Origin of the sequence: Nocardioides panaciterrulae (assembly GCF_013409645.1) — a bacterium.
GTDB classification, from domain to species: domain Bacteria; phylum Actinomycetota; class Actinomycetes; order Propionibacteriales; family Nocardioidaceae; genus Nocardioides; species Nocardioides panaciterrulae.
The window spans coordinates 3,487,934-3,506,879 of the sequence record NZ_JACCBG010000001.1 but is presented as its reverse complement, the minus strand read 5'-3'; the positions used below and the strand labels follow the sequence as shown (position 1 = coordinate 3,506,879).

18 protein-coding genes are annotated in these 18,946 nt (G+C 67.4%); 4 read left to right on the top strand and 14 right to left on the bottom strand.

The window, feature by feature from the left end; translation table 11 throughout:
* Positions 1-4 precede the first annotated feature (4 nt).
* From BJZ21_RS16670 to BJZ21_RS16625, 10 genes are all read right to left on the bottom strand, one after another.
* Complete coding sequence (locus BJZ21_RS16670; protein WP_218851528.1) at positions 5-1,264, bottom strand: aminotransferase class I/II-fold pyridoxal phosphate-dependent enzyme; 1,260 nt, start codon at positions 1,262-1,264, stop codon at positions 5-7.
* A complete protein-coding gene (locus BJZ21_RS16665) occupies positions 1,261-2,505 on the bottom strand; it encodes a threonine synthase (RefSeq protein WP_179664782.1) in 1,245 nt (414 codons plus the stop codon). The genes BJZ21_RS16670 and BJZ21_RS16665 overlap by 4 nt, the downstream gene beginning before the upstream one ends.
* Before the next feature lie 21 nt (positions 2,506-2,526).
* Complete coding sequence (locus BJZ21_RS16660) at positions 2,527-3,321, bottom strand: ABC transporter ATP-binding protein (RefSeq protein WP_179664781.1); 795 nt, start codon at positions 3,319-3,321, stop codon at positions 2,527-2,529.
* A gap of 8 nt (positions 3,322-3,329) precedes the next feature.
* Positions 3,330-4,397, bottom strand: coding sequence for a taurine ABC transporter substrate-binding protein (locus BJZ21_RS16655; protein ID WP_179664780.1), 1,068 nt, complete (start codon positions 4,395-4,397; stop codon positions 3,330-3,332).
* 49 nt (positions 4,398-4,446) lie between these two features.
* Entirely contained in the window at positions 4,447-5,202 is a 756-nt protein-coding gene (locus tag BJZ21_RS16650; RefSeq protein ID WP_218851527.1) for an ABC transporter permease, read from the bottom strand.
* A 134-nt stretch (positions 5,203-5,336) separates the two neighbouring features.
* Entirely contained in the window at positions 5,337-6,128 is a 792-nt protein-coding gene (locus BJZ21_RS16645; RefSeq protein ID WP_179664778.1) for a GntR family transcriptional regulator, read from the bottom strand.
* Positions 6,129-6,427: 299 nt separating this feature from the next.
* Complete coding sequence (locus BJZ21_RS16640; protein ID WP_179664777.1) at positions 6,428-6,838, bottom strand: MmcQ/YjbR family DNA-binding protein; 411 nt, start codon at positions 6,836-6,838, stop codon at positions 6,428-6,430.
* An 83-nt stretch (positions 6,839-6,921) separates the two neighbouring features.
* Positions 6,922-7,605, bottom strand: a complete 684-nt coding sequence (locus tag BJZ21_RS16635; RefSeq protein ID WP_179664776.1) for a hypothetical protein — start codon at positions 7,603-7,605, stop codon at positions 6,922-6,924.
* Between the two features lie 282 nt (positions 7,606-7,887).
* Positions 7,888-8,913 carry an Ltp family lipoprotein gene (locus BJZ21_RS16630; RefSeq protein ID WP_179664775.1) on the bottom strand — a complete coding sequence of 342 codons (1,026 nt, stop codon included), beginning with the start codon at positions 8,911-8,913 and terminating at the stop codon, positions 7,888-7,890.
* Positions 8,914-9,065: 152 nt separating this feature from the next.
* Positions 9,066-10,685 (bottom strand): DEAD/DEAH box helicase, encoded by a 1,620-nt coding sequence (locus tag BJZ21_RS16625; protein ID WP_246298519.1) that lies wholly within the window; start codon positions 10,683-10,685, stop codon positions 9,066-9,068.
* A gap of 374 nt (positions 10,686-11,059) precedes the next feature.
* Here BJZ21_RS16625 and BJZ21_RS16620 point away from each other — a divergent pair, with 374 nt between their 5' ends.
* Complete coding sequence (locus BJZ21_RS16620; RefSeq protein ID WP_179664773.1) at positions 11,060-11,449, top strand: hypothetical protein; 390 nt, start codon at positions 11,060-11,062, stop codon at positions 11,447-11,449.
* A gap of 169 nt (positions 11,450-11,618) precedes the next feature.
* Here BJZ21_RS16620 and BJZ21_RS16615 read toward each other — a convergent pair whose 3' ends face one another.
* The 3 genes from BJZ21_RS16615 to BJZ21_RS16605 all read right to left on the bottom strand — a co-directional run bounded on the left by BJZ21_RS16615 (position 11,619) and on the right by BJZ21_RS16605 (position 14,428).
* The gene (locus tag BJZ21_RS16615; protein ID WP_179664772.1) at positions 11,619-12,050 is read right to left on the bottom strand and encodes a DUF1810 family protein; all 432 of its coding nucleotides are present in this window, start codon (positions 12,048-12,050) and stop codon (positions 11,619-11,621) included.
* Between the two features lie 130 nt (positions 12,051-12,180).
* Positions 12,181-13,365 carry a uracil-DNA glycosylase gene (gene ung / locus BJZ21_RS16610; RefSeq protein WP_218851525.1) on the bottom strand — a complete coding sequence of 395 codons (1,185 nt, stop codon included), beginning with the start codon at positions 13,363-13,365 and terminating at the stop codon, positions 12,181-12,183.
* A gap of 91 nt (positions 13,366-13,456) precedes the next feature.
* Positions 13,457-14,428 carry a DUF4268 domain-containing protein gene (locus tag BJZ21_RS16605; protein WP_179664771.1) on the bottom strand — a complete coding sequence of 324 codons (972 nt, stop codon included), beginning with the start codon at positions 14,426-14,428 and terminating at the stop codon, positions 13,457-13,459.
* A gap of 851 nt (positions 14,429-15,279) precedes the next feature.
* On the opposite strand from BJZ21_RS16605, the gene BJZ21_RS16600 reads away from it, so the two are divergent.
* Together BJZ21_RS16600 and BJZ21_RS16595 are read left to right on the top strand one after the other, a co-directional pair.
* Positions 15,280-16,638: an ISL3 family transposase gene (locus BJZ21_RS16600; RefSeq protein WP_218851431.1), complete on the top strand. Its 1,359-nt coding sequence runs from the start codon at positions 15,280-15,282 to the stop codon at positions 16,636-16,638.
* 57 nt (positions 16,639-16,695) lie between these two features.
* Positions 16,696-18,339 (top strand): DUF6119 family protein, encoded by a 1,644-nt coding sequence (locus tag BJZ21_RS16595; protein ID WP_179664770.1) that lies wholly within the window; start codon positions 16,696-16,698, stop codon positions 18,337-18,339.
* A gap of 3 nt (positions 18,340-18,342) precedes the next feature.
* Here the strand turns inward: BJZ21_RS16595 and BJZ21_RS16590 are convergent, their stop codons facing one another.
* Positions 18,343-18,486 (bottom strand): hypothetical protein, encoded by a 144-nt coding sequence (locus BJZ21_RS16590; protein WP_179664769.1) that lies wholly within the window; start codon positions 18,484-18,486, stop codon positions 18,343-18,345.
* Positions 18,487-18,589: 103 nt separating this feature from the next.
* Between BJZ21_RS16590 and BJZ21_RS16585 the strand changes: the two genes are divergently transcribed.
* Positions 18,590-18,871, top strand: coding sequence for a helix-turn-helix transcriptional regulator (locus BJZ21_RS16585; RefSeq protein WP_179664768.1), 282 nt, complete (start codon positions 18,590-18,592; stop codon positions 18,869-18,871).
* Positions 18,872-18,946: the final 75 nt, after the last annotated feature.

Genomic DNA, 18,946 nt, shown 5'->3' with positions numbered 1-18,946 from the left:
GGTTCTACCGTCCTGGTTGGTTGGGGGAGTGGGTGGTGGCCGCTCGGGCGTGGTCGAGGGCGTGGGCGAGGATCGCGACGACGTCCTCGCAGCGCTCCGGCGGCAGCGCGAGGGGGATCCGGATGTCGCAGAGGGTCGAGAGGACCGCATCGGTGCCGGGCAGCGCCCGGCGCTCGGCGTACGCCCAGGAGGTGTAGGCGCTGGTGAACGCCTCCGGACGCTCGGCGCCGAACCACTTCACGTGGACCCCCAGCCCGTCGGCGACCCGGCAGAACGTCGTGATCTGGGCACCGGTGAGGTCGTCGAGGAAGAACTGGAGCGAGCTGCCCACGAACTGTTCCGCCGGCGGCCGCTCGGGCAGCCGGATCCCGGGGACGCCCGCGAGCCCGCCGGCGATGCGGTCGTAGCGCTCGTTCCACTGCGCGACCCGGGCCGGGAGGCTGCGCAGCTGGGGCCGCAGCACCGCGGCAGCCGTGCTGGTCAGGCGCATGCTGTGGTTGGGCTCGAGCCCCCGGAGGTCCTCGAAGCGCGCCAGGTCGGGTCGCCGCGTGTGCTGGCCGTAGAGCATGTAGCTGCCCGAGGCCAGGATCGCCCGGGCCGCGATCTCGTCGTCATCGGTCGCGAGGAGCCCGCCCTCTCCCGAGTTGAGGTGCTTGTAGGTCTGGGTGCTGAAGCAGCCGACGTCGCCGAAGGTGCCCGTCAGCTGGCCGTCCCAGGAGCCGCCGATGGAGTGGGCGCAGTCCTCGACCAGCCGCAGGTCGTGCTCGGCGCACAGTGCCTGGACCGCGGCCAGGTCGCTGATGTGACCGCGCATGTGGGAGAGCAGCAGGATGCCGCCCCGGTGCGCACGCGCCTGCCTCTCGAGGTCCTCCAGGTCGATGGTCAGGTCGCGGGTGGTCTCCACGAGTACGGCGCGTCCTCCCGCGTGCTCGACCGCTCCGGGCACCGGGGCCAGCGTCCAGGCGTTGAGCAGGACGGGGTCGCCGGGCTGGAGCCCGAGACTGTGCAGCGCCAGGTAGAGGGCGGCGCCGCACGAGTTGACCGCGATGACGTAGCGGCGGCCGAGGTAGTCGGCGACCTCCTCCTCCCACCGGGCCGCCTCGGAGGGCTCCGCGCCCTCCTCGGCGTAGCGGAACAGCTTCCCGGTGCGCATCAGCGCGACCGCCCGGTCGATCCCCTCCTCGGGGATGGGGTCGGGTGTCGACAGGTCGATCCCCAGGGCGGGTGGGGCGGCCGAGTGCTCGGCGATCGGTCGGGCGGTCACGGCGTCGGGGAGGCGTGGACGGCGGAGTCGGGGATCGAGGTGCCCGGCGCCAGGACCGGCAGGTCCGCGTCGACGCACTCGGGGTACTTGATGCCCGCGCCGGTGTTGAGCACGACGACCCGGTCGGTGGGGGAGATCCAGCCCCGCTCGGCCAGGCGTCGCGTCGCGGCCACCGCGGCGGCCCCCTCGGGGCAGACGAACAGGCCCTCGTGCCGGCCGAGGATCCGCAGCTCCTCGAGCAGGGCGTCGTCGTTGACGTCGACCGCGATGCCGCCGGTCTTGTAGAGGATGTCGAGCATGATGAAGTCGCCGAGGGCCTTGGGGACGTTGATCCCGAAGGCCACGGTCCGGGAGTCCTCCCAGAACGTGCTGTCGGGGCGGCCCTGCTCGAAGGCCGACACGATCGGGGCGCAGCCGCTGGACTGCACGGCGACGAAGCGGGGCATCTGCCCCTCGACCCACCCCAGGGCCAGCAGCTCCTCGATGGCCTTGTGGATCCCGATCAGGCCGACGCCGCCGCCGGTGGGGTAGACGACCACGTCGGGCAGGGTCCAGCCGAGCTGCTCGACGATCTCGAGCCCCATCGTCTTCTTGCCCTCGATCCGGTAGGGCTCCTTGAGGGTGGCCACGTCGACCCAGTCCCCGCGGGAGACGGCGTCCGCGATCATCGCGCCGGCGTCGCTGATCACCCCGTCCACGAGGTGCACCTCGGCGCCGGCCGTCAGACACTCCGCCCGGGTGATCCGGGGGGCATCCTCGGGCATGGCGATGAGGGCCCGGAGCCCGGCTCGTGCGGCGTAGGCGGCCCAGGCGGCGCCGGCGTTGCCGTTGGTGGGCATGGCGATCTGCGTCCAGCCGAGCTCCGCGGCCCGCGAGACCCCGACCGCGGCACCGCGCGCCTTGAAGGTGCTGGTGGGCGTCGCGCTCTCGTCCTTGATCCACAGCTCCTGCAGGCCCAGGTCCGCGCCGTGGCGGGCCATCTTCAGCAGGGGGGTGACCACCTCCCCGAGCTTGACCTCGTTGCTGGCGGCCGAGCTGGGCAGCAGCTCGTGGTAGCGCCACAGCTCCCAGCTGCGGTCGCGCAGGGACGAGCGGGGGACCTCGCGCTTGAGCGCGTCGAGGTCGTAGCGAGCCAGCAGCGGTGACGCGCACCGACGGCACAGGCCCTGCGCGACGGTGGCGTCGTGGACGTGGCCGCAGCGGGCGCACTCGAGGTGGGAGAGGTAGCTGTAGCGGGTCATCGGATTCCTCGGTGGTAGTTGTCAGCTGGCCCGCGACAGCGGAGCAGTGTGGATGGCCGTGCGGACCTCGTCGGCGACGGCGAGGAACTCCGGCAGGGCGCGGAGGCGTTCGGGGGCGATCGGCTCGTCCGGTCGGGAGAACACGGCCGCCCGGTCCAGCACGATCCGTCCGGGGCGGGGGCTCATGACCATGACCCGCGACCCGAGGAAGACGGCCTCGTCCACGCTGTGCGTGATGAACACGATGGTCTTGCCCGTGGCTCGCCAGATCTCCAGGAGCTCGTTCTGGAGATGCTCCCGGGTGAGCGCGTCGAGCGCGCCGAACGGTTCGTCCATGAGCACGATGTCCGGGTCGTTGGTGAGCACCCGCGCGATCTGGCAGCGCTGCTGCATGCCTCCGGACAGCTCGTAGGGGCGCCTGGCGGCGAAGTCGGCGAGCCCGACCATGTGCAGGAATCGCTCCGCGTCGGCCTTGCGCTGGGACGCCTTCACGCCGCGGAGCTTGGGGCCGAGCTCGACGTTCTCCTGGACCGTCAGCCACGGGAACAGGTTGGGCTGTTGGAAGACCACCCCTCGGTCCGCCGCGGGCTTGGTCACCGGGACGCCGTCGACGCGGATCATCCCCTCGGTGGGCGTCATGAAGCCGGCCAGCAGCCGTAGCAGGGTGGTCTTGCCGCAGCCGGACGGGCCGGCGAGGCAGAGGAACTGGCCGGGTTCGATGTCGAAGCTGATGTTGCTGAGCGCCTGGACGTGGTCGCCCTTCATCCGGAAGTCGTGGCTCACCGCGTCGATCTCGACGGTGCGTTCGTGGCTCATGGCCGGCCTCAGTCCGTCACCGAGGAGGCGGGGCCCGCGTCGACGCCGTCGCGGTAGGCCTGTTCCGGGCTGACCCCGTCGATCGAGCCTTGCGAGAGGAGGAACTTCGCCGTGGTGACGAGGTCATCGGCGACCTTGCCGCCGAGGTACTCCGCGGTTGCCTGCTTCGAGGCGGGCAGGTAGATGTACCCGCTGAACAGGCCGCTGACGTCCTTGGGGGAGATGCCCATCTGGATGGCGATGCTCTCGGCGGCCTTGTTCGGGTCGTCGGTGATGAGCTTGACGGCGTAGTCCTCGGCCTTCGCCCACTGCTTCATGAAGTCGGGGTTCTGCTCGGCGAAGCTCGCCGTGGCCGCGGAGAGGTCGTAGGTGGGCTTGCCGGCCTTGGCCGTGTCGGCGCTGGAGTAGATCTGCTGACCGGTCTTCTTGAGCTGGTCGAGCACGGGATTCCACACCCAGGCGGCGTCGATCTGGTTGCCGTTCCAGGCGGCTGCCATCGCTTCGGGGGCGAGGTTGACCAGCTGCAGGTCCTTGCCGGGCACGAGTCCGGCGCTGTCCAGGGCCTGGAGGAGCGAGAAGTGCGAGGTGGAGCTGAACGGGACCGCGACCCGCTTGCCGGCCAGGCCCTTCAGGTCGGTGATCGACTTGTCGTGGACCACGAGAGCTTCGGCCTCGCCGATGACCTCTTGGATCCACACCACCTTGATGGGGAGCTGGAGCGGCTTGGACAGGGCGATGGTGGCGGGTGAGGAGCCGAGCATCCCGACGTCCACGCTGCCCGCACCGAAGGCCTGGACCACGTCACCGCCGGAGCTGAACTGGGACCACTTGATGGTGGCGTTCGGCATGCAGGCCTCGAGCAGGCCCATGTCCTTGACGATCAGGTCGCCCGTCGGGCTGGCTTGCCAGGCGATCTGGGCGGTGGTCTTGACGCTCGTGTCCGGTTCCCAGGGGCACTTGGTGTCCTGGGCCTGGGCGGTCGCGCTACGGCCCGAGGACACGCAGCCGGTGGTGGAGAGCAGGAGGGCGACGGCGCCGAGGCCGGCGAGACGGTACGACGCACGGTGTGCGGGCATGATCTTTCGCTTTCTCGAGGAGGGGGGAGCGTCCCGAGCTGGTGACTAGCTAGGCCTTGCCCCGCCAGGGGACAAGGAGTCGTTCGATGAACCTCAGGAGACCGTCGAGGACGACAGCGGCGATGCCGATGACGATGATCGCGGCCACGGTCAGGGGCGTCTGCAGCTGCGTGCCGGAGAGGTAGGCGAGCCCGCCGATGCCGGGAATGCCGTTGTTGAGCTCGGCTGCCACGACGGTCGTCCACGCGAAGCCGGTGGCGACCCGGATGCCGGTCATGACGTCGGGCAGGGTCGCGGGGACCATGACGTGCCACACCGCTTGACGACGGGACGCGCCGAGGCAGAGCACGGCGTTGACCTGGTCCTCGCGGACTCCGCGCACGCCGCTGATGGTCGCCATCGTGATCGGGGGGAAGGCGGCCAGGAACAGCAGCCAGATCTTCGAGGTGTCGCCGATCCCGAACCACACGATGAGCAGACCGATGTAGCCCAGAGGGGGGAGCGACCGGAGGAAGTGCAGGTAGGGCTCGGCGATGACGCCGATCCAGCGCACCGTCGACATCAACAGCCCGATCGGGATGCCCACGATGATGGCGGCGCCGACACCGGCTCCGATGCGCTGGAGGCTCGCGAGCAGGTGCTCCCACATGTAGTAGTTCTGCTCGCCCCGCACGATCCGGTCGACACCGTCTGCGATGGGGTGGTTGGTGTTCGCTCGTACGAACGCCTCCCACACCGAGCCGGGCGAGGGCAGGTACAGCGGTTTGACGAGCTCGAGCCCGGTGATGGTGAACCACAGGGCCATGAACACCGCGAGGGTGAGCAGGCGCGCCGCCCACGGGCGAAGGCCGGCCGGGAGCCTGTTCCAGCTGGCCCGGGAAGAACGTGCCAGCGCGGGGCGAGGTCCGTTCGCGGACGCGGGCGTGGTGGCCTGGACAGTCATCGGCTCGACCTTTCGTCGGTGTCGTCGGCGAGCTGGCCGCTGCCGACGCCGGTCACGCCGGCCTCGGCGAGCTGGGCGAAGAGGGCGTCCATCCGCCGGCTCAGCTCGGGGGTTTCGGAGGTCGCCGCCGCGAGGTTCTCCACCACGGAAGCCAGGTGCGCCAGAGAGCCGACCCGCGCTCCGCGGCGATCGCCGTTGGCGATCGCCACGCAGACCACCTCGTGCTGGTCGGCCCACCGGTGCGGCAGCTCGCTGGACCCCCAGGCCTGGGTCCGCGCCGTGAGCATCATCGGATCGATCGCCAGGTCGAGCAGGTCGGTCGCGGCGTCCCGGAGAAACGTGTTGCGGCACACGGCCAGCAGCGCCCGGTGGACCCGGATGTCGGTGGTCGCGTGCAGCTCCGGGTCGTCCACCGCCAGATGCATGCCGCCGATGAGCTCCCGGGCCGCGCGCAACGCCTTGCGGTCGGGGTCGGAGGCGGCGGCCGCGAGCGCCTGGGGCTCGATCAGGATGCGGGTCTCCAGGAGGTCCACCGCCTCGGCGAGAGAGCCGAGCGGGGGCCGCTCCAGGTCGCGGGGCGCAGCCTCGTTGCTGATCACGACCGTCCCGGAGCCCCGGCGCGACTCGACGTGGCCGGCGAACTGCAGCGCTGCCAGCGCCTCGCGCACCGTGGGTCGGCTCACCTCGAACTCGCGGGCCAGGGCTTCCTCGCTGGGCAGGCGGGCGCCGACCGGGATGGACCCGTTGGTGATCTGTCCGAGGATCTGCTCGGCGATCGAGGAGGCCACGTGAGGCGGACGCTCAAGCGGTCGGAACCTGACTGTGGGCGATGTCACATCCGGCATGGCAGGAGCGTGGCAGTTGCCAAGTTGTCTGTCAACTAGGCAACCCAAGTTTTGGGGTCGATCTCAGACCCCCTCCCGCTGGTAGGGGTCGGGCCTCGGGCGTTCGCCTCTGTGCGTGTTGGAAGGTGTCCAGCCGGTTGAGACTCGTCTGGTCACGCGGTCTGTGTCAGGGCTCCTCCGAGCGGCACGGTCGGGCGCATGACCCATTGGGTCACGGCGACAACGCGCCGACCGCACGGCGTCTATCGCTCCAGTTGGCGCCTGAGCCGCTGGGGAGCGCAGAACCGATAGCTCTCGGTCACCAGTTCGGCCACCTCATCCCAGTCGGTGTCGCCGTCGAGCACCATGCCCACGGCGGCGGGGGACCATGGCGGCTTGTAGAAGGGCGGCCCGGCGTGGCTCAAGGCCAGCAGCTCGTCGCCGGACGACCGGAAGGTCAGCACCGTGGTGGGCTCAGCCACCCCGGTCATGTCGCGGTACGCCGACGTGTAACCCTCCTGGGCGACCAGGACGTGGGCGAAGGTCTTGTTCCGAACCCGCCACCTCACACCCGTCCAGGCGTCCTCCTCGTAGGCGTCGGGCAACGCCAACGAGGAGGACGCAACCCGGGCGACGACCTCGCCGGACGGCTCGATGCGCGGCGTCCGGGGCATGCCCCGAGTCTGTCAGCGGATGCCGACAGGTGGTCACATGTCCTGTCTGTTGCTGCATGCAGCTCCGCCGGCGTCCGCCGCCATCATCTGAGGCTCAAGCCGGAGTGCTCGCGGGTAGAGGCCCGGTACTTCTCTAGCCGGTCGATGACGTCGGCTGCGGCGCCCTTGTCCACCGGCTCGCCGTCTAGTGTGCGGAGCCAAGCCAGCAGTCGCCGGCCAGCGACGAAGTCGATCCCCTCGACTCGAGCCTGCTCAGGAACATCATGTTGGGCCGCGCCCCAGAGCACAACGACGGGCACGACGCGGAGTGGATTCTCCTTGGCGCGGTGTCGTGCACCGCGCTCGGCTTTCAGCAGAGATTGCGCGAGCCCTTCGGCCCTGGTCCGGACGCGGCGCGCCGCTTGTGCCATGTCGACGGTGTCGCGGGCCTGGTTGCGCCACTTGGAATCGATCGCCACCAAGCCGCCACGACGGGTCACGACGAGGTGATCGAGATCGCCGGCTTGGAGGTTGATGCTGTCCACCCAGCCCCAGATCAACCCCTTCCTCTTGGCGCGCTGGAGCTCTGACCGAGTGTTGTCCTCACCCCAAGCCCCACGCAGGTGCCAGATCGCCTCGCGATCGGTGGCCAAGAACGCCGAGTGAAGAATGTGCAGGTAGGCCGCCACCAAGGTCGCCTGAAAGACGCCGAGCAGCCACCACGTGAACGCCGTCGGGGTGAGGAGGACGGTGACTAGGAATGTCTCGGCCGCGCTCAGGGTCACCACGAGGGCCGTACCTCCCGCGAGCAAACCTCGGTTGCGACGCGCCCAAACGACGAGGCGGGATCGCCACACTCGGCGCGAATACGGGTGGTACCTGGCCATGCGAGCCTTCCGATCGTCGGGTCTCGCAGATTCAACAGCACCGCCAGCAGTCACGAGCCGCTTTCCGGTTTCGCGACCATCCTCGTGGCACCTAACCTCGGCTGTGCCACCGAGAGGTTCCACGGACTTGGAATCCCCTGGACGAGGGCACGAGTCATGATCCAGGTGAGCCCGCCGGGTGCGTCAGAGGCCGATCTTGTTGACCGCGTAGGTCGCCTCTCCCAGGGTGAACTGAGCCCCGTACGGACTCGACAACTGGTCGATAAGCCCCTGGCGAGAGAAAGACGAGAAGTCGAGATAGTCCTTGGCCGAGCGGACCGCCTGCTCCTTCCAGTCCACGTTCAGCTGGTCGACGGCCCAGGTGGCCTCGTCGAGCCCGAAACCCGAGCCGTACTTCGACGACAACTGGTCGATGAGGCCCTGCCGGCTGAATGCCGAGTAGTCCAGGTAGCCCTGGGCAGATTCAAGCGCGTTCTCCATGGCGAGAGTGACCTTCGACCGGCTCGGATCGCTCGGGAAGGCATCCTTCGAGTCAGCGACGCCGTCATTGTCGGTGTCCTTGCTGAAGCGGGGATCCTTGGGGAAGTCGTCGAGTTGATCGGGGACAAGGTCACCATCGGTGTCCTTGCTGTAGCTGGCGTTCTTGGGGAAGTCGTCCTTGTAGTCGGCGACTCCGTCGTCGTCGGTGTCGACGTCGTCACGTGTCTGGATCTTGGGGTCCTTCGGGCGGAAGTCGTCGCCATCCCTGACGCCGTCGCGGTCGGTGTCGAGGTCGTCACGTGTCTGGATCGCGGAATTCTTGGGCCGGAAGTCGTCCGCGTCGACCACGCCGTCTCCATCGGTGTCGACGGGCTCGGGCACAGTCTCGGTTTCCGAAGAGATCTCAGCGTCGGATTTGCCGACTGCCTCAGCCGAGGTACCCGCCGCCGCAGGGCTGGGGTCTTCATTCACGCTGCCGAGGGTTCCCACGATGAACATCAGGAGGACGAATGCGAACACACCGCTGATCACCTTGTGGCGAAGGAACCAGTTGCCCTGCGAGGCGCCGGTCGCGCCACCGCGAACCGTCGCCCCCGACTGTGAGGAGTGACCAGGTGACGGCTCGATCCTCCCGGGCGCGGTGTGCTCGGTCCACTGCTGACCATCCCAGTACCGCTGTCCGTTCCCCCCGTTGTCGGGGTACCAGCCGGGAGGGGGAGTCGCGTTCATCGTGGAATTTCCTTGGGATCGGGTCCGACCGCACGGACGGGCTTGGACGGCGACCGTAAGCCGCAGGGCAGGTGTTGTCTGCCGAACTGAGCGGTCCAAACCTTTGCCGGACGAAATGGCCCGATCGGACTATTCGCGAGGCCGAGCCCCGGTCAGGTGCCGTCCTCGATCAGGGTCGTGGACGGAAGCCAGTCGGCCCCGAGGAGCTGGGCGAGGTCGGCGAGGCCGGTGGTATCGCTTCCCACCGTGTCGGAGGCGGCGGCGATCCGCTCCACCATCACCTTGCCGACCTGCTCCTCGACCGTGCCCTCGGCGTACGCGATGTGCCACGGCGAGACCTGGTGGTCGCGGTGGGTGCGGCCGGTCACCTGCCGTCCGGCGATTCCCGAGAAGCGGGCCTGGTGGAAGACGCCGACCCGCGGCTCGGTGCTCGCCTGGCGACCGTCGGCGAGGGTCTCGCTGGCGTGCAGGCTGATCGAGGCGACCGCGGTGAACACGCAGACCTTCGCCTGCCCGGTCTGGAACCGGAGCCGCTCGGCCTCGGGGTCGAACCGGTCGCGGCCGTAGATCGTGGCCACGTCGATGCCGGAGTCACGCAGCCGGTCGGCGATCGGGTCGGCGGCGGTCGCGACGAACTCGACCGAGCACGCCACCTGTCGCTCGGCCTGGACCTGCTGGGCGATCCAGTCGACCGTGGAGTCGACGCGGATCAGGCCGGCCTTCTGCCGGAAGCGCAGCAGCGCGGCCCGACCCTTCGCGACATTGCGGCCGCGTCGCGCGATGTCCATCTCGCGACAGAACTCCCCCCACTCGGCCTCGTACGCCCTCCGCTCCGCCGGCGTGAGCGCCACCGGCATGCCGGAGATCGGCACCGGCCCCCACGGCGCGGCGCGGTGCAACATCGCCGGAGGGCGCTCGTCGGCGAGCCAGCCGCGCACCAGCTTGAGGTCCGCGGCGCGCCGCGCCGCGTCGGTGGTCCAGGTCGCGCCGTAGCGCCCCTGCTCCACCCCGACGCCGTGGCGTGCGAGCGCGGTGGCAAACGCGGCCCCGGGTTGCGCCGCCGAGGTCCACTCCTGCATCGGCTCGCCGAGCACCTGCGCATAGGCCGGAGCGAGGTACGGCAGCTCCAGGGGCGTGTGTCCGGGCGTCGCGGTCGTCGCGATGACGAACGGCGCCTTGTCGTGGGGCCGCCCGTGCCCCGAGATCCGCGCCCAGTGCTTCCACCGCTTCGTCGTCGTACGTCGCAGCGCGTGGGCCTCGTCGGCGATGATCACGTCCCACGTGTGGTCCTTGACCTTCTCCAGCCGGTCCCACGTGATCACGACCCATTCCAGACCCCCGTCGCCCAGCGCCGTGATCGTGCGGCACCAGTGGCCGATCGTGATCGCGGCCGGCCGGTCGGCCACGACGAGCACCCGTCGCGCGCCGCGGAGGTCGCCCACCGCCGTCGCCCCGAGGACCGCGGCGACCGTCTTGCCTACGCCGGGCTCGTCGGCCAGCAGGAACTGCCGTCCGCCCGCCGCGGCGCGCGCCGCGATCGCATCGGCCGCTTCGAACTGGATCCTCCGGGGCTCGAGCGCGTCGGTCGGCTCGGGGCTGGGCGTGGGATTGTCGGGGTTGAGAGTGTTCTCGATGAACCGACCCAGCGTGTATGGCCCCGGGGCGTAGGGCGCGAGGTGCACGGGCAAGGCGCGCCCGACGAACAGGTGGGCCTTGACGGCCGGGTGCCAGGTGGCGCCCTCGACCTGCGTCCCGTAGGGGACGTCGAGCACCCACAGCCGCTCGCCCGGCCCCGCGGCCGGCAACGGCCGCTGTCGCGTCCCGCTCCGGCGCGGTGACGCCCCGCGTCGACGAGCAGTGGAGGGGCGACGACTGGGCATCCCCGGACGCTATCGGGGTCTCCCTCCCGACGAGTGCCGGCTCGCCCACGTCTGCTGACGGTCAGGCGCGCCGGTCTACCCGTGCTCGTGCCGACCCTTGTGGCGGGGCGCGGCCTGCAGGCACCGACGTGCGGGGCATCCAATGCCCCAGCAGCGGCGGAATGAACGCACCTTCGACTTGCAAGTCCCGCGGCGGTTTCGCCCAATGGGATAGTTGTGCCATCTGATTGCGGGCAGATCCTCGTCCGGGGTGTCATCCTCGGCGCATGAAAATCAGAGGTTCAGCGCGCCGGGCCAGCGCGGTGGAGGCCGTCTTACGCATTTCGTTCGCTGCGATGGCGGCTGTGGCCGCCGTCGATGCGCTCCACTCACTCTGGGCTGTTGCTGTGGGGCTTGTCGTCCTGGTCCTGCCGGTTCGCTTCCATAAGGAAACCGTCGGCGTCGCAGCGCCAACCACCGTACGGGACATCCTTCAGTTGATGAGCTCATTCCGATGGGCTGGTCTGCTGACAACGCTGCTCGTCGGCGGCGCCGCGCTCGCGCTTTGGCGCGGTTGGGTGACGTCGGCCGCGATCGCCGCGATCTGGGTGTTGACCGTTAGCGCGCTGTTGCCGGCCGCGACTCACGACGCCCGAAGGCCCGCTCAAGAGATCTGAGCCGCGTGAGCACGGCGCGCGTTGGGGTCTCGGCTGCACGGTGCAGCCTGTTCGCGGCGGTATGACGCGGGTCCTCTCGCGCTATCGAAGGTCCGGTCGGTCCCTTTCTCGGCGGGGTCCCCCTCACAGCCGGTCGACTCCAACGCGGAAGTCGACCACAGCGGCGCGCTCATGTGCCCAGGAAGTCCACGGTCCGCGGGTCTCGTTCCTCGGCGAAGAACGTGTCCAGAACCTGCTGGAACACCAGCTCTGATTCGGCGGCGATGGCGAAGAGCGTCATCGAGGAGCGCAGTTTCGCGTCATCGGGTGACCCCATGATCTGGCGAGCAGTCCGATCGGAGTGGGACAGGACCGCCCGGGCGCATTCGACCAGCCGCGGACCGAGCACGGGGTGATTCAGGTAAGCGCGCGCTTCAGGGAGCGAACTGATGGCGTAGCGCTGTGACATCGGCGAGAAGCCCAGACCGGCAGCCTGCGGGAAGACGAACCACATCCAATGACTCGTCTTGTGGCCAGCACGCAACTCGTCCAGCGCCTGATCGTGGATACCGTTTGACTGCGCCTCGACGAAGCGCTCCAGGCGGTAGGGGTCCACACTCACCCCGCCGAGGCTACGCGACGCCGGCGATCCGGCCGCGCCGACAGGCGGCGGAACGACACCTCATGCTGGTGCTCGGTATTGCCGATCCGGAGCGCAGTCAGCGATGGACACTGATGGCTCGCCGCGGGTGTCACTCGTCTTGCGGCGTCCGGTCCAGAAGTGACCAGTCCACTGGCGCCCGCCCGGCGGAGGCTAGGAGCTTGTTGGCTGTCGTGAACGGCTTGGATCCTGCGAGCGGGTTGTGCGCGTTGGCCCGAGCTTTCGGATGTGCAGCCTTGATTGGCGCTGGGTGACGGGTCAGGTCGATCAACTTTGCCTTCTTCTGTGCAGGGCCACCCCACAGGATGAACACGACCCCCTTGAGCCCGGCACTGATGGCGCTGATGACGCCGTCCGTAAACGTCTCCCAGCCCATCCCTTCGTGGGAGTTCGACTTGCCGCGGCGAACGGTCAGGGTTGTGTTCAGCAGCAGGACACCCTGCTCGGCCCACGCGGTCAGATCACCGTGGTCCGGCAGGTCAGACAAGCTGATTTCGAGGTCGGCGGCCAGTTCCTTGCGAATGTTTCGTAAGGACGGAGGGATGGTGATGCCGGTCGGCACGGAGAACGCCAGCCCGTGCGCCTGCCCAGGCTTGATATACGGATCCTGACCGAGAATGACGACCTTGACGTCGTCGTACGGCGTCAACTCGAACGCCTCGAAGGTCTGTGCCCTCGGTGGGTAAACCTCGTAGTTCTCCCGCTCGTAGGTGACGAATTCCAGCAGCTTGGACCAGTACGGCTTGGCCAGCTCGTCGCGAAGCGGCTCATCCCAGCCGCCACCGAGGCGGACGCCGTGGGCACCGGCGACGTTGCTGTCGGCGTCCGGCTCGCTCCCGCTGGTCGGCGATCCGCCCTTGAGTAGGTACTCGTTGATGTCCTGCAAACCGACGTTCTCGCCCACCGCAGGCAAGAGGCCGCGGTCACGCAGGTCCGCGTAGGCAACTCGATTGTGCTCGAAGAAATGCCGTTCTAACTCGGCGTCTTCGACGGGATCCGGCGACACCTCTCGCGCCGAGGCGGGAGTTGCGATCGGTTCCGTTGTGCCGTCCGCGAAGTAGCGCCCCGCCTGCATGCCCGGGTGTCGGTGCTCCGAGAGGAAATCGAGGTAGGGCCGGCCGCGCTCGTCCTCCCCCCAGGCCCAACCGATGTGCATGCCCTGATGGAAGCTGTGGCCGCGTTCCTGATCGGCAACATCAGCTGCGTTCACCGTCCGGTAGTCCTCGGGCACCGTCCGAAGAGCTGACTCTGCGCACCGCAGCCGTTCATCGTTCATGGCGAGAGGCTACGCGCGCACACCGAGACTTCCTGACGGGCACAAGCTGAGGAGGGCAGAGGCGGCGGTAAGACGCGCCGCGCTCGACGGCTTAGTTGTCTCCGAGCAGCGACTTGATCTGTTGGGTGAGGGGCCGGAACTTCTCCATGGTGGCGATGAACCACGTGATGAACTCGGCGTGCGCATCCGTGTCGAGCACGTCGCCGCTGAGTCGGTCAATGTGAATCCGGCACGCCTTCTTTCCCGGCAGGGCGTCATAGCGGATCGCCGGTCCGAACTCCTCGTCGAGCAGATGCCTGTGAGCGGTGAACCGCTTGAACTCAGCGAGATTTGCCTCAGCATCGGGGCCGCCGAAGTACAACTCGACACGAGGACCCGCCATTGTGAAAGCCATCCCGTACCAGATCGACGAGCTTCCGTAGGGAAGGGTGATCCAGGACTGCGCGGAGGCGGCGGTCGACCGCGTCCAGGTCGGATGTTCAGCGCGGATCCGGCCGAGTAGTTCGTTCCAAAACTCCTGGTAGGCGAGCGACTTCGGCGACAGCGTCACGGCGGTCCGTTCGTTGTGAACCTGCTTGGTCCAATCGTTCGGCTTCGCCACTATGCGGAACAGTGGAGCTGGTCGCGAGTCGTCGATGCGGACAGCCGCGATCTCGACACCGAAGAACCGGGTGTCCTCGTCAGTGTGTTCGTTGAGCCAGTCCAACGCGGCACGGTGCTCCTCTCGAAAGGACGGCGCACACCACACGATCGTCGAAGGATCCGTCCCGCCGGCGTAGGTCAAGAGCTGTCCCAGGTGGGAGTGGTCGGTCTGCTCGAGCTGGTTTTCAACGATCACCACTGTGTTCGTCGCAAGGTCAGTCCCGATCAGGTCCAGCGCGAACCCACCGACTCGTCGCTCGGCTTCCGTGAGTTCAAGGTCCATGCCGAGGGCGTCGCCAAGGACATCCGCATTCTCCAGGAGCCAGAGGGTGAAGTCGTGAGCCTCGTGCTTCCAGATGTCACGCACGGGCACAGCTGCCAGCCGGCTCAGGCCCTTCTGATCGCGGTCCACCACGTTCATGTTCCTTCGGCTTTGCGGGAAGATTCGACCCCAAGGTGCCAGATCAAAGTGACTGCGTGCGGGAAGACCCGACCTTGTGGCGGCGAACTGACGCAGGCTGCGAGCCCCGCGACTCTGAGTGATGGTGCAGCGACCTCGATGTGCGGGGATCCAGGCTCCGTGGACGTCTTCGGGGCGACGGTGTCCGGCATGCCTGGCGACCAGTTTGGCAAGCTCGTGGCCGGCAGTCCGGCCATTTGGTCGGCCGCGCCGAACGTGAACGGCCGCGACATTGCCGGTTGTCCGGGAGGGAACAACAAGCTTCCCTTCCCGGGCGGTCCGAGGCGCAGCTTGTGCCCCCGCTGGGGCTCAGGTCGGCGACCGGCTTCCGAGGTCGAGCCACAGCTCATTGTGAGGCGGCCCTAGGTGAAGTCGAACGGCCTCCCGGTTCTCGACGGCACCTTGAGCGATTCGGTACGCACCAGCGGTCACCCGCTCGTAGATGAGCTGCGTTGACAGCATGAAGTCGTCTGGGAGCTCGTTGTCGTCGCGCTCCGGCATTTTCAGCTCCCCGCCATTGTGTGTTTCCCCGATTTGCGCCACCCGAGGGTGTTTCGATCCGTCAGAACTCTATGGGTAGCCGCCGGAGCGGCGACACTCGGCGCGTTCGCCGAGGTGGCGAGGACGATTCGGCGACGAGTGTTGTAGGTCACGCGCCTTCGTTACAGAAAGCGCACCTAAGAGGCGATTGACGGCTCTTCTTACCTGCGGTGGGGGCAGTGAGCGACACGACCTGAGCGCCTGACCCAGACAGGGGTCGAGGCCTTCCAGGATCGGTAGCGACCAAGCTGACCGACCGAAAGGCCTCGACGATGCTCGAGCCTACGGCGTGCGACCGCGCGCGCCCACGTTCTCAACGCTCCTGCTACTGCGACCGGTGTGACCTCCTCGTCGGCCTCGATGGGTTCCACGTCATCGGCGTCGGCGAACACGCCGGCGCGGTCCGTGTCGTTGTCGAGACACCGCCTGAGCCGACGGGCTGTCGTAGGTGTGGGGTGATCGCACACAGCCACGGTCGACGCGACGTGCGCCTGATCGACGTGCCCTGCTTCGGGCGCCCGGTCCGGCTGGTCTGGCGCAAACGAACGTGGCGCTGCGGCGAGGAGAAGTGCACGGCCAGGTCGTTCACCGAACAGCGCGAGGATCTGGCGGGCCCGCGGGCGTTGCTGACGGTGCGTGCGTGCTGGTGGGCGATCAACCAGCTCCGCCGCGAGCACGCCTCGGTCGCCGGCCTCGCGCGGCAGCTCGGCACGACCTGGCGCACGCTATGGCGCTCGATCGAGCCGCTGCTCGAGGCCATGGCCGTCGACCCGGCACGCTTCGAGAACGTCACCAGCCTGGGCGTGGACGAACACATCTGGCACCACGTCTCGACCAGACCGATCAAGGACGGCGGCCGCGGCCCGAAAGAGCTCACCGGGATGGTCGACCTGAGTCGTGACCAGGAAGGACGCGTGCGTGCGCGGCTGCTCGACCTGGTCCCGGGCCGATCCGGCAAGGCCTACGCCGACTGGCTCGAAGAACGCGGCAACGCCTTCCGCGACGGCGTGAAGGTCGCCGCCCTGGACCCTTTCCAGGGCTACAAGACCGCGATCGACGACAAGCTCGAGGACGCCGTCGCGGTGGTTGATGCGTTCCATGTCGTGAAGCTCGGCACCGCCGCGGTCGATGAGTGCCGGCGCCGGGTCCAGCAAGAGACCCTGGGTCGCCGCGGCCGCAAGGGCGACCCGCTCTACGGCATCCAGAAACTGCTGCGCGCGGGCGCGGAGAAGCTCACCGACAAGCAGTGGGCCAGATTCGAGAAAGCCATCGCAGCCAGACCCGATGAGCACCTGCAGGTCTGGATCGCCTGGTCGTGCGCCCAACAACTCCGCACCGCCTACCGCCACCCCGATCCGGCCGAGGGCCGCAAGATCGCGACCAAGATCCTCGACTCGTTCCCGACCTGCCCGGTCCCCGAGATGGCCCGACTCGGTCGCACACTGAAGCGCTGGAAAGAGGCGTTCCTGGCCTACTTCGAGACCGGCCGATCCAACAACGGCGGCACAGAGGCCATCAACGGCCTGATCGAGCTCCATCGACGCGTGGCCAGAGGATTCCGCAACCGCGAGAACTACCGCCTACGCATGCTGCTCATCGGCGGCGGGCTCAGCCACCCCCACCTGAAGTAAGAAGAGCCCGATTGACCCCTAGGGTGAGCGCGGCCACTACTCGGGGGGGATGTCTGAATGCTGTCAAAGAAGGACTCGAAACTTAGGTACAACTGCTACCTCCTCATCGACAGCGTGAAGGACGTCGAGAGGGCGCTGCGCCCGAAGTATCGCCCAGGTGCCGCGCAAGGGATGACGCAACTTCCGTCCACATCGGTCGCTCCAGCAGGAGCCATTGCATATCTCGGCTCGAGCGCGCCGCGTCAACCTGTTTGGGCGCAGCAACTCGAGGCCGCCTTCAGTGGAGCTGACGCCATCGCCAATGTGGCTCACCGGCTGGTGATCTTTCTTCCTGTCAAAGGCCGATGGTTCGCCGTTTGCTTTGGTTACGGCAGTTCCGCGCTCGAGTGGGACCTTGTTGACCACAACTTCGGACTTCGCGTCGCGATGCGAAGGTTCGCACCTGAGGCTGTGCAGGAGCTACGAAGCCGACGAGTCGATGCGACGGCTAGAACCCAAGCGGTGACTCTCCCTGCGGGAGCTCAACTACGCGACTTCGGTGTACCGCTCGAAGGCGAGTTCGTCCGCAAGATGATCGGGCGCCTGGACGGTACTGGCGAGTCCGGTTCTGTGGTGGCCGGCGACTCGATCATTTTCAGGGCAGACACCGATCTCTCCACGGTTCAGCAAGAGCTAGAACAAATGCTTGACGACCTTGACAGTGCTGACGTTCGACAGCAGTTCGAATTCATCGATGCCCTTGAACCACTTCGCAACAGTGACTCGATCGCCAAGGAACTCGACCAAGTGCTCGGTGCGGCACTGCTCGAACGACCTCAAGACCTAGAGAGACTGCCCGACCGAGGAGAGTCTTGGAAGCAGCAGTTTCTCGAATTCGCTCCGCCTGATGATGTTCGCTTAGAGGACGTCGACCACTTTGCGGTGAGAAACGGTGACCACAGTTCCACTTTCACTGCGTTGAGCCTCCCCGCTGTGCGGAGAGCCCTGGCGGAGGTACACGTCAAGCGAGGGTCGGGCTTCCTTAAGACCGTGCGCATCGTTGCAATGACGGCAGATGGGGAAGCGGCGAGTCAGATGCTTCCGGTCCGGCATTGGTTGGTGTTTGAGGCGAGCCGCGTGGCGTCACGCTTTATCCTGACGCTCGGCCGATGGTTCCGCTTGCAGGAGACATATGCGGAACAGTTGGACCACGACCTGAGTGGAATTCTAGATGTGACCGCCAATCTCAATCTGATCGATTGGCGGACTGTTTGGGACGAAAAGACGTACAACCAACGGGCAGTCATCGGGCGCAGCGATCTCCTCACGTTGGACCGCAAGCTCTGCCCGACTGAAGACGGGGGGCACATCGAAGTTTGCGACCTCCTGCATATGAGTGGCTACCTCATTCACGTGAAGCGCTATAACGGCAGCCAAACACTCAGTCATCTCTTCGGACAGGGCACCGTTTCGGCGGAGTTGCTCAAGGTGGACACCGTCCTCAAGCCAGCGTTTGTCGACAAAGTGAACTCTCTCGATGCCGCGTTTGCTCCTGTGGCCAAGGCTGCCGCCGAGCGCGTGACCTACGCCATTGCTGTTGCGGACGGACGACCTGTTCCCTTGGGTCTTCCGACCTTCAGTAAAGTCAACCTTCGAAACCATGTCCGCCAGTTGAAGTTGCTGGGTGCGGATGCCTCGGTGGCTCGTATCAATATCACATAGTTGTCAGCCTCGAGCGCTGTTGGATAGTTGCGGTCGCGCCAGCAAGGGGATCTGCGCGGCCTCGAGCACGGCACGCAGGCCGTCAATCGCCTCCTTGTCTTCTGTGACATACGAGACGAAGGCGTGCTTCCTATCCAGATAAGCCATGCGCTGAGGTAAACAGATCGCCCGACGCGATGGCCGAATGAGGTGAGGGGCCTAGCGAAACCTGCGCAGGGACGTGATTCAGACCGCAACACTAGGAGGATTGATGGCCACACCCACCAAGGGCGGCAACCCCGTTTCAACGCGGGCCGGCATCGACACACGGAATCGCATCGTCGAGCTGGTCGCCGCGAACGTCGAAAACGGTGGCGACGGAATGACTCGCGCCGAGCTGGCGGCGGAGCTTGGAATCACCAAGCCGCGCCTCCACAAGCATCTGACAATGCTGTTCGCAGACCGTCGCGTCCAGCAGATCGGCATGAAGGTCGTGCCGAGCAACGAGGGCCACATTCACATCTGCCGCACCTGCGGCCAGACCATGCACTGAGGCCCTCAGGATCACTTCCCAGGGGCCAACGAGCACAAACGGGTGCGTCTTAGTGGGCGGAATGAGGCACTGGTC

Coding starts and splice junctions, on each gene's coding strand:
- BJZ21_RS16665 (WP_179664782.1), bottom strand. CDS start 2,505: ATGACCCGCTACAGCTACCTCTCCCACCTCGAGTGCGCCCGCTGCGGC.
- BJZ21_RS16660 (WP_179664781.1), bottom strand. CDS start 3,321: ATGAGCCACGAACGCACCGTCGAGATCGACGCGGTGAGCCACGACTTC.
- BJZ21_RS16655 (WP_179664780.1), bottom strand. CDS start 4,397: ATGCCCGCACACCGTGCGTCGTACCGTCTCGCCGGCCTCGGCGCCGTC.
- BJZ21_RS16650 (WP_218851527.1), bottom strand. CDS start 5,202: ATGGCCCTGTGGTTCACCATCACCGGGCTCGAGCTCGTCAAACCGCTG.
- BJZ21_RS16640 (WP_179664777.1), bottom strand. CDS start 6,838: ATGCCCCGGACGCCGCGCATCGAGCCGTCCGGCGAGGTCGTCGCCCGG.
- BJZ21_RS16630 (WP_179664775.1), bottom strand. CDS start 8,913: ATGAACGCGACTCCCCCTCCCGGCTGGTACCCCGACAACGGGGGGAAC.
- BJZ21_RS16620 (WP_179664773.1), top strand. CDS start 11,060: ATGAAAATCAGAGGTTCAGCGCGCCGGGCCAGCGCGGTGGAGGCCGTC.
- ung (WP_218851525.1), bottom strand. CDS start 13,365: ATGAACGATGAACGGCTGCGGTGCGCAGAGTCAGCTCTTCGGACGGTG.
- BJZ21_RS16605 (WP_179664771.1), bottom strand. CDS start 14,428: ATGAACGTGGTGGACCGCGATCAGAAGGGCCTGAGCCGGCTGGCAGCT.
- BJZ21_RS16600 (WP_218851431.1), top strand. CDS start 15,280: ATGCTCGAGCCTACGGCGTGCGACCGCGCGCGCCCACGTTCTCAACGC.
- BJZ21_RS16595 (WP_179664770.1), top strand. CDS start 16,696: ATGCTGTCAAAGAAGGACTCGAAACTTAGGTACAACTGCTACCTCCTC.
- BJZ21_RS16590 (WP_179664769.1), bottom strand. CDS start 18,486: ATGGCTTATCTGGATAGGAAGCACGCCTTCGTCTCGTATGTCACAGAA.
- BJZ21_RS16585 (WP_179664768.1), top strand. CDS start 18,590: ATGGCCACACCCACCAAGGGCGGCAACCCCGTTTCAACGCGGGCCGGC.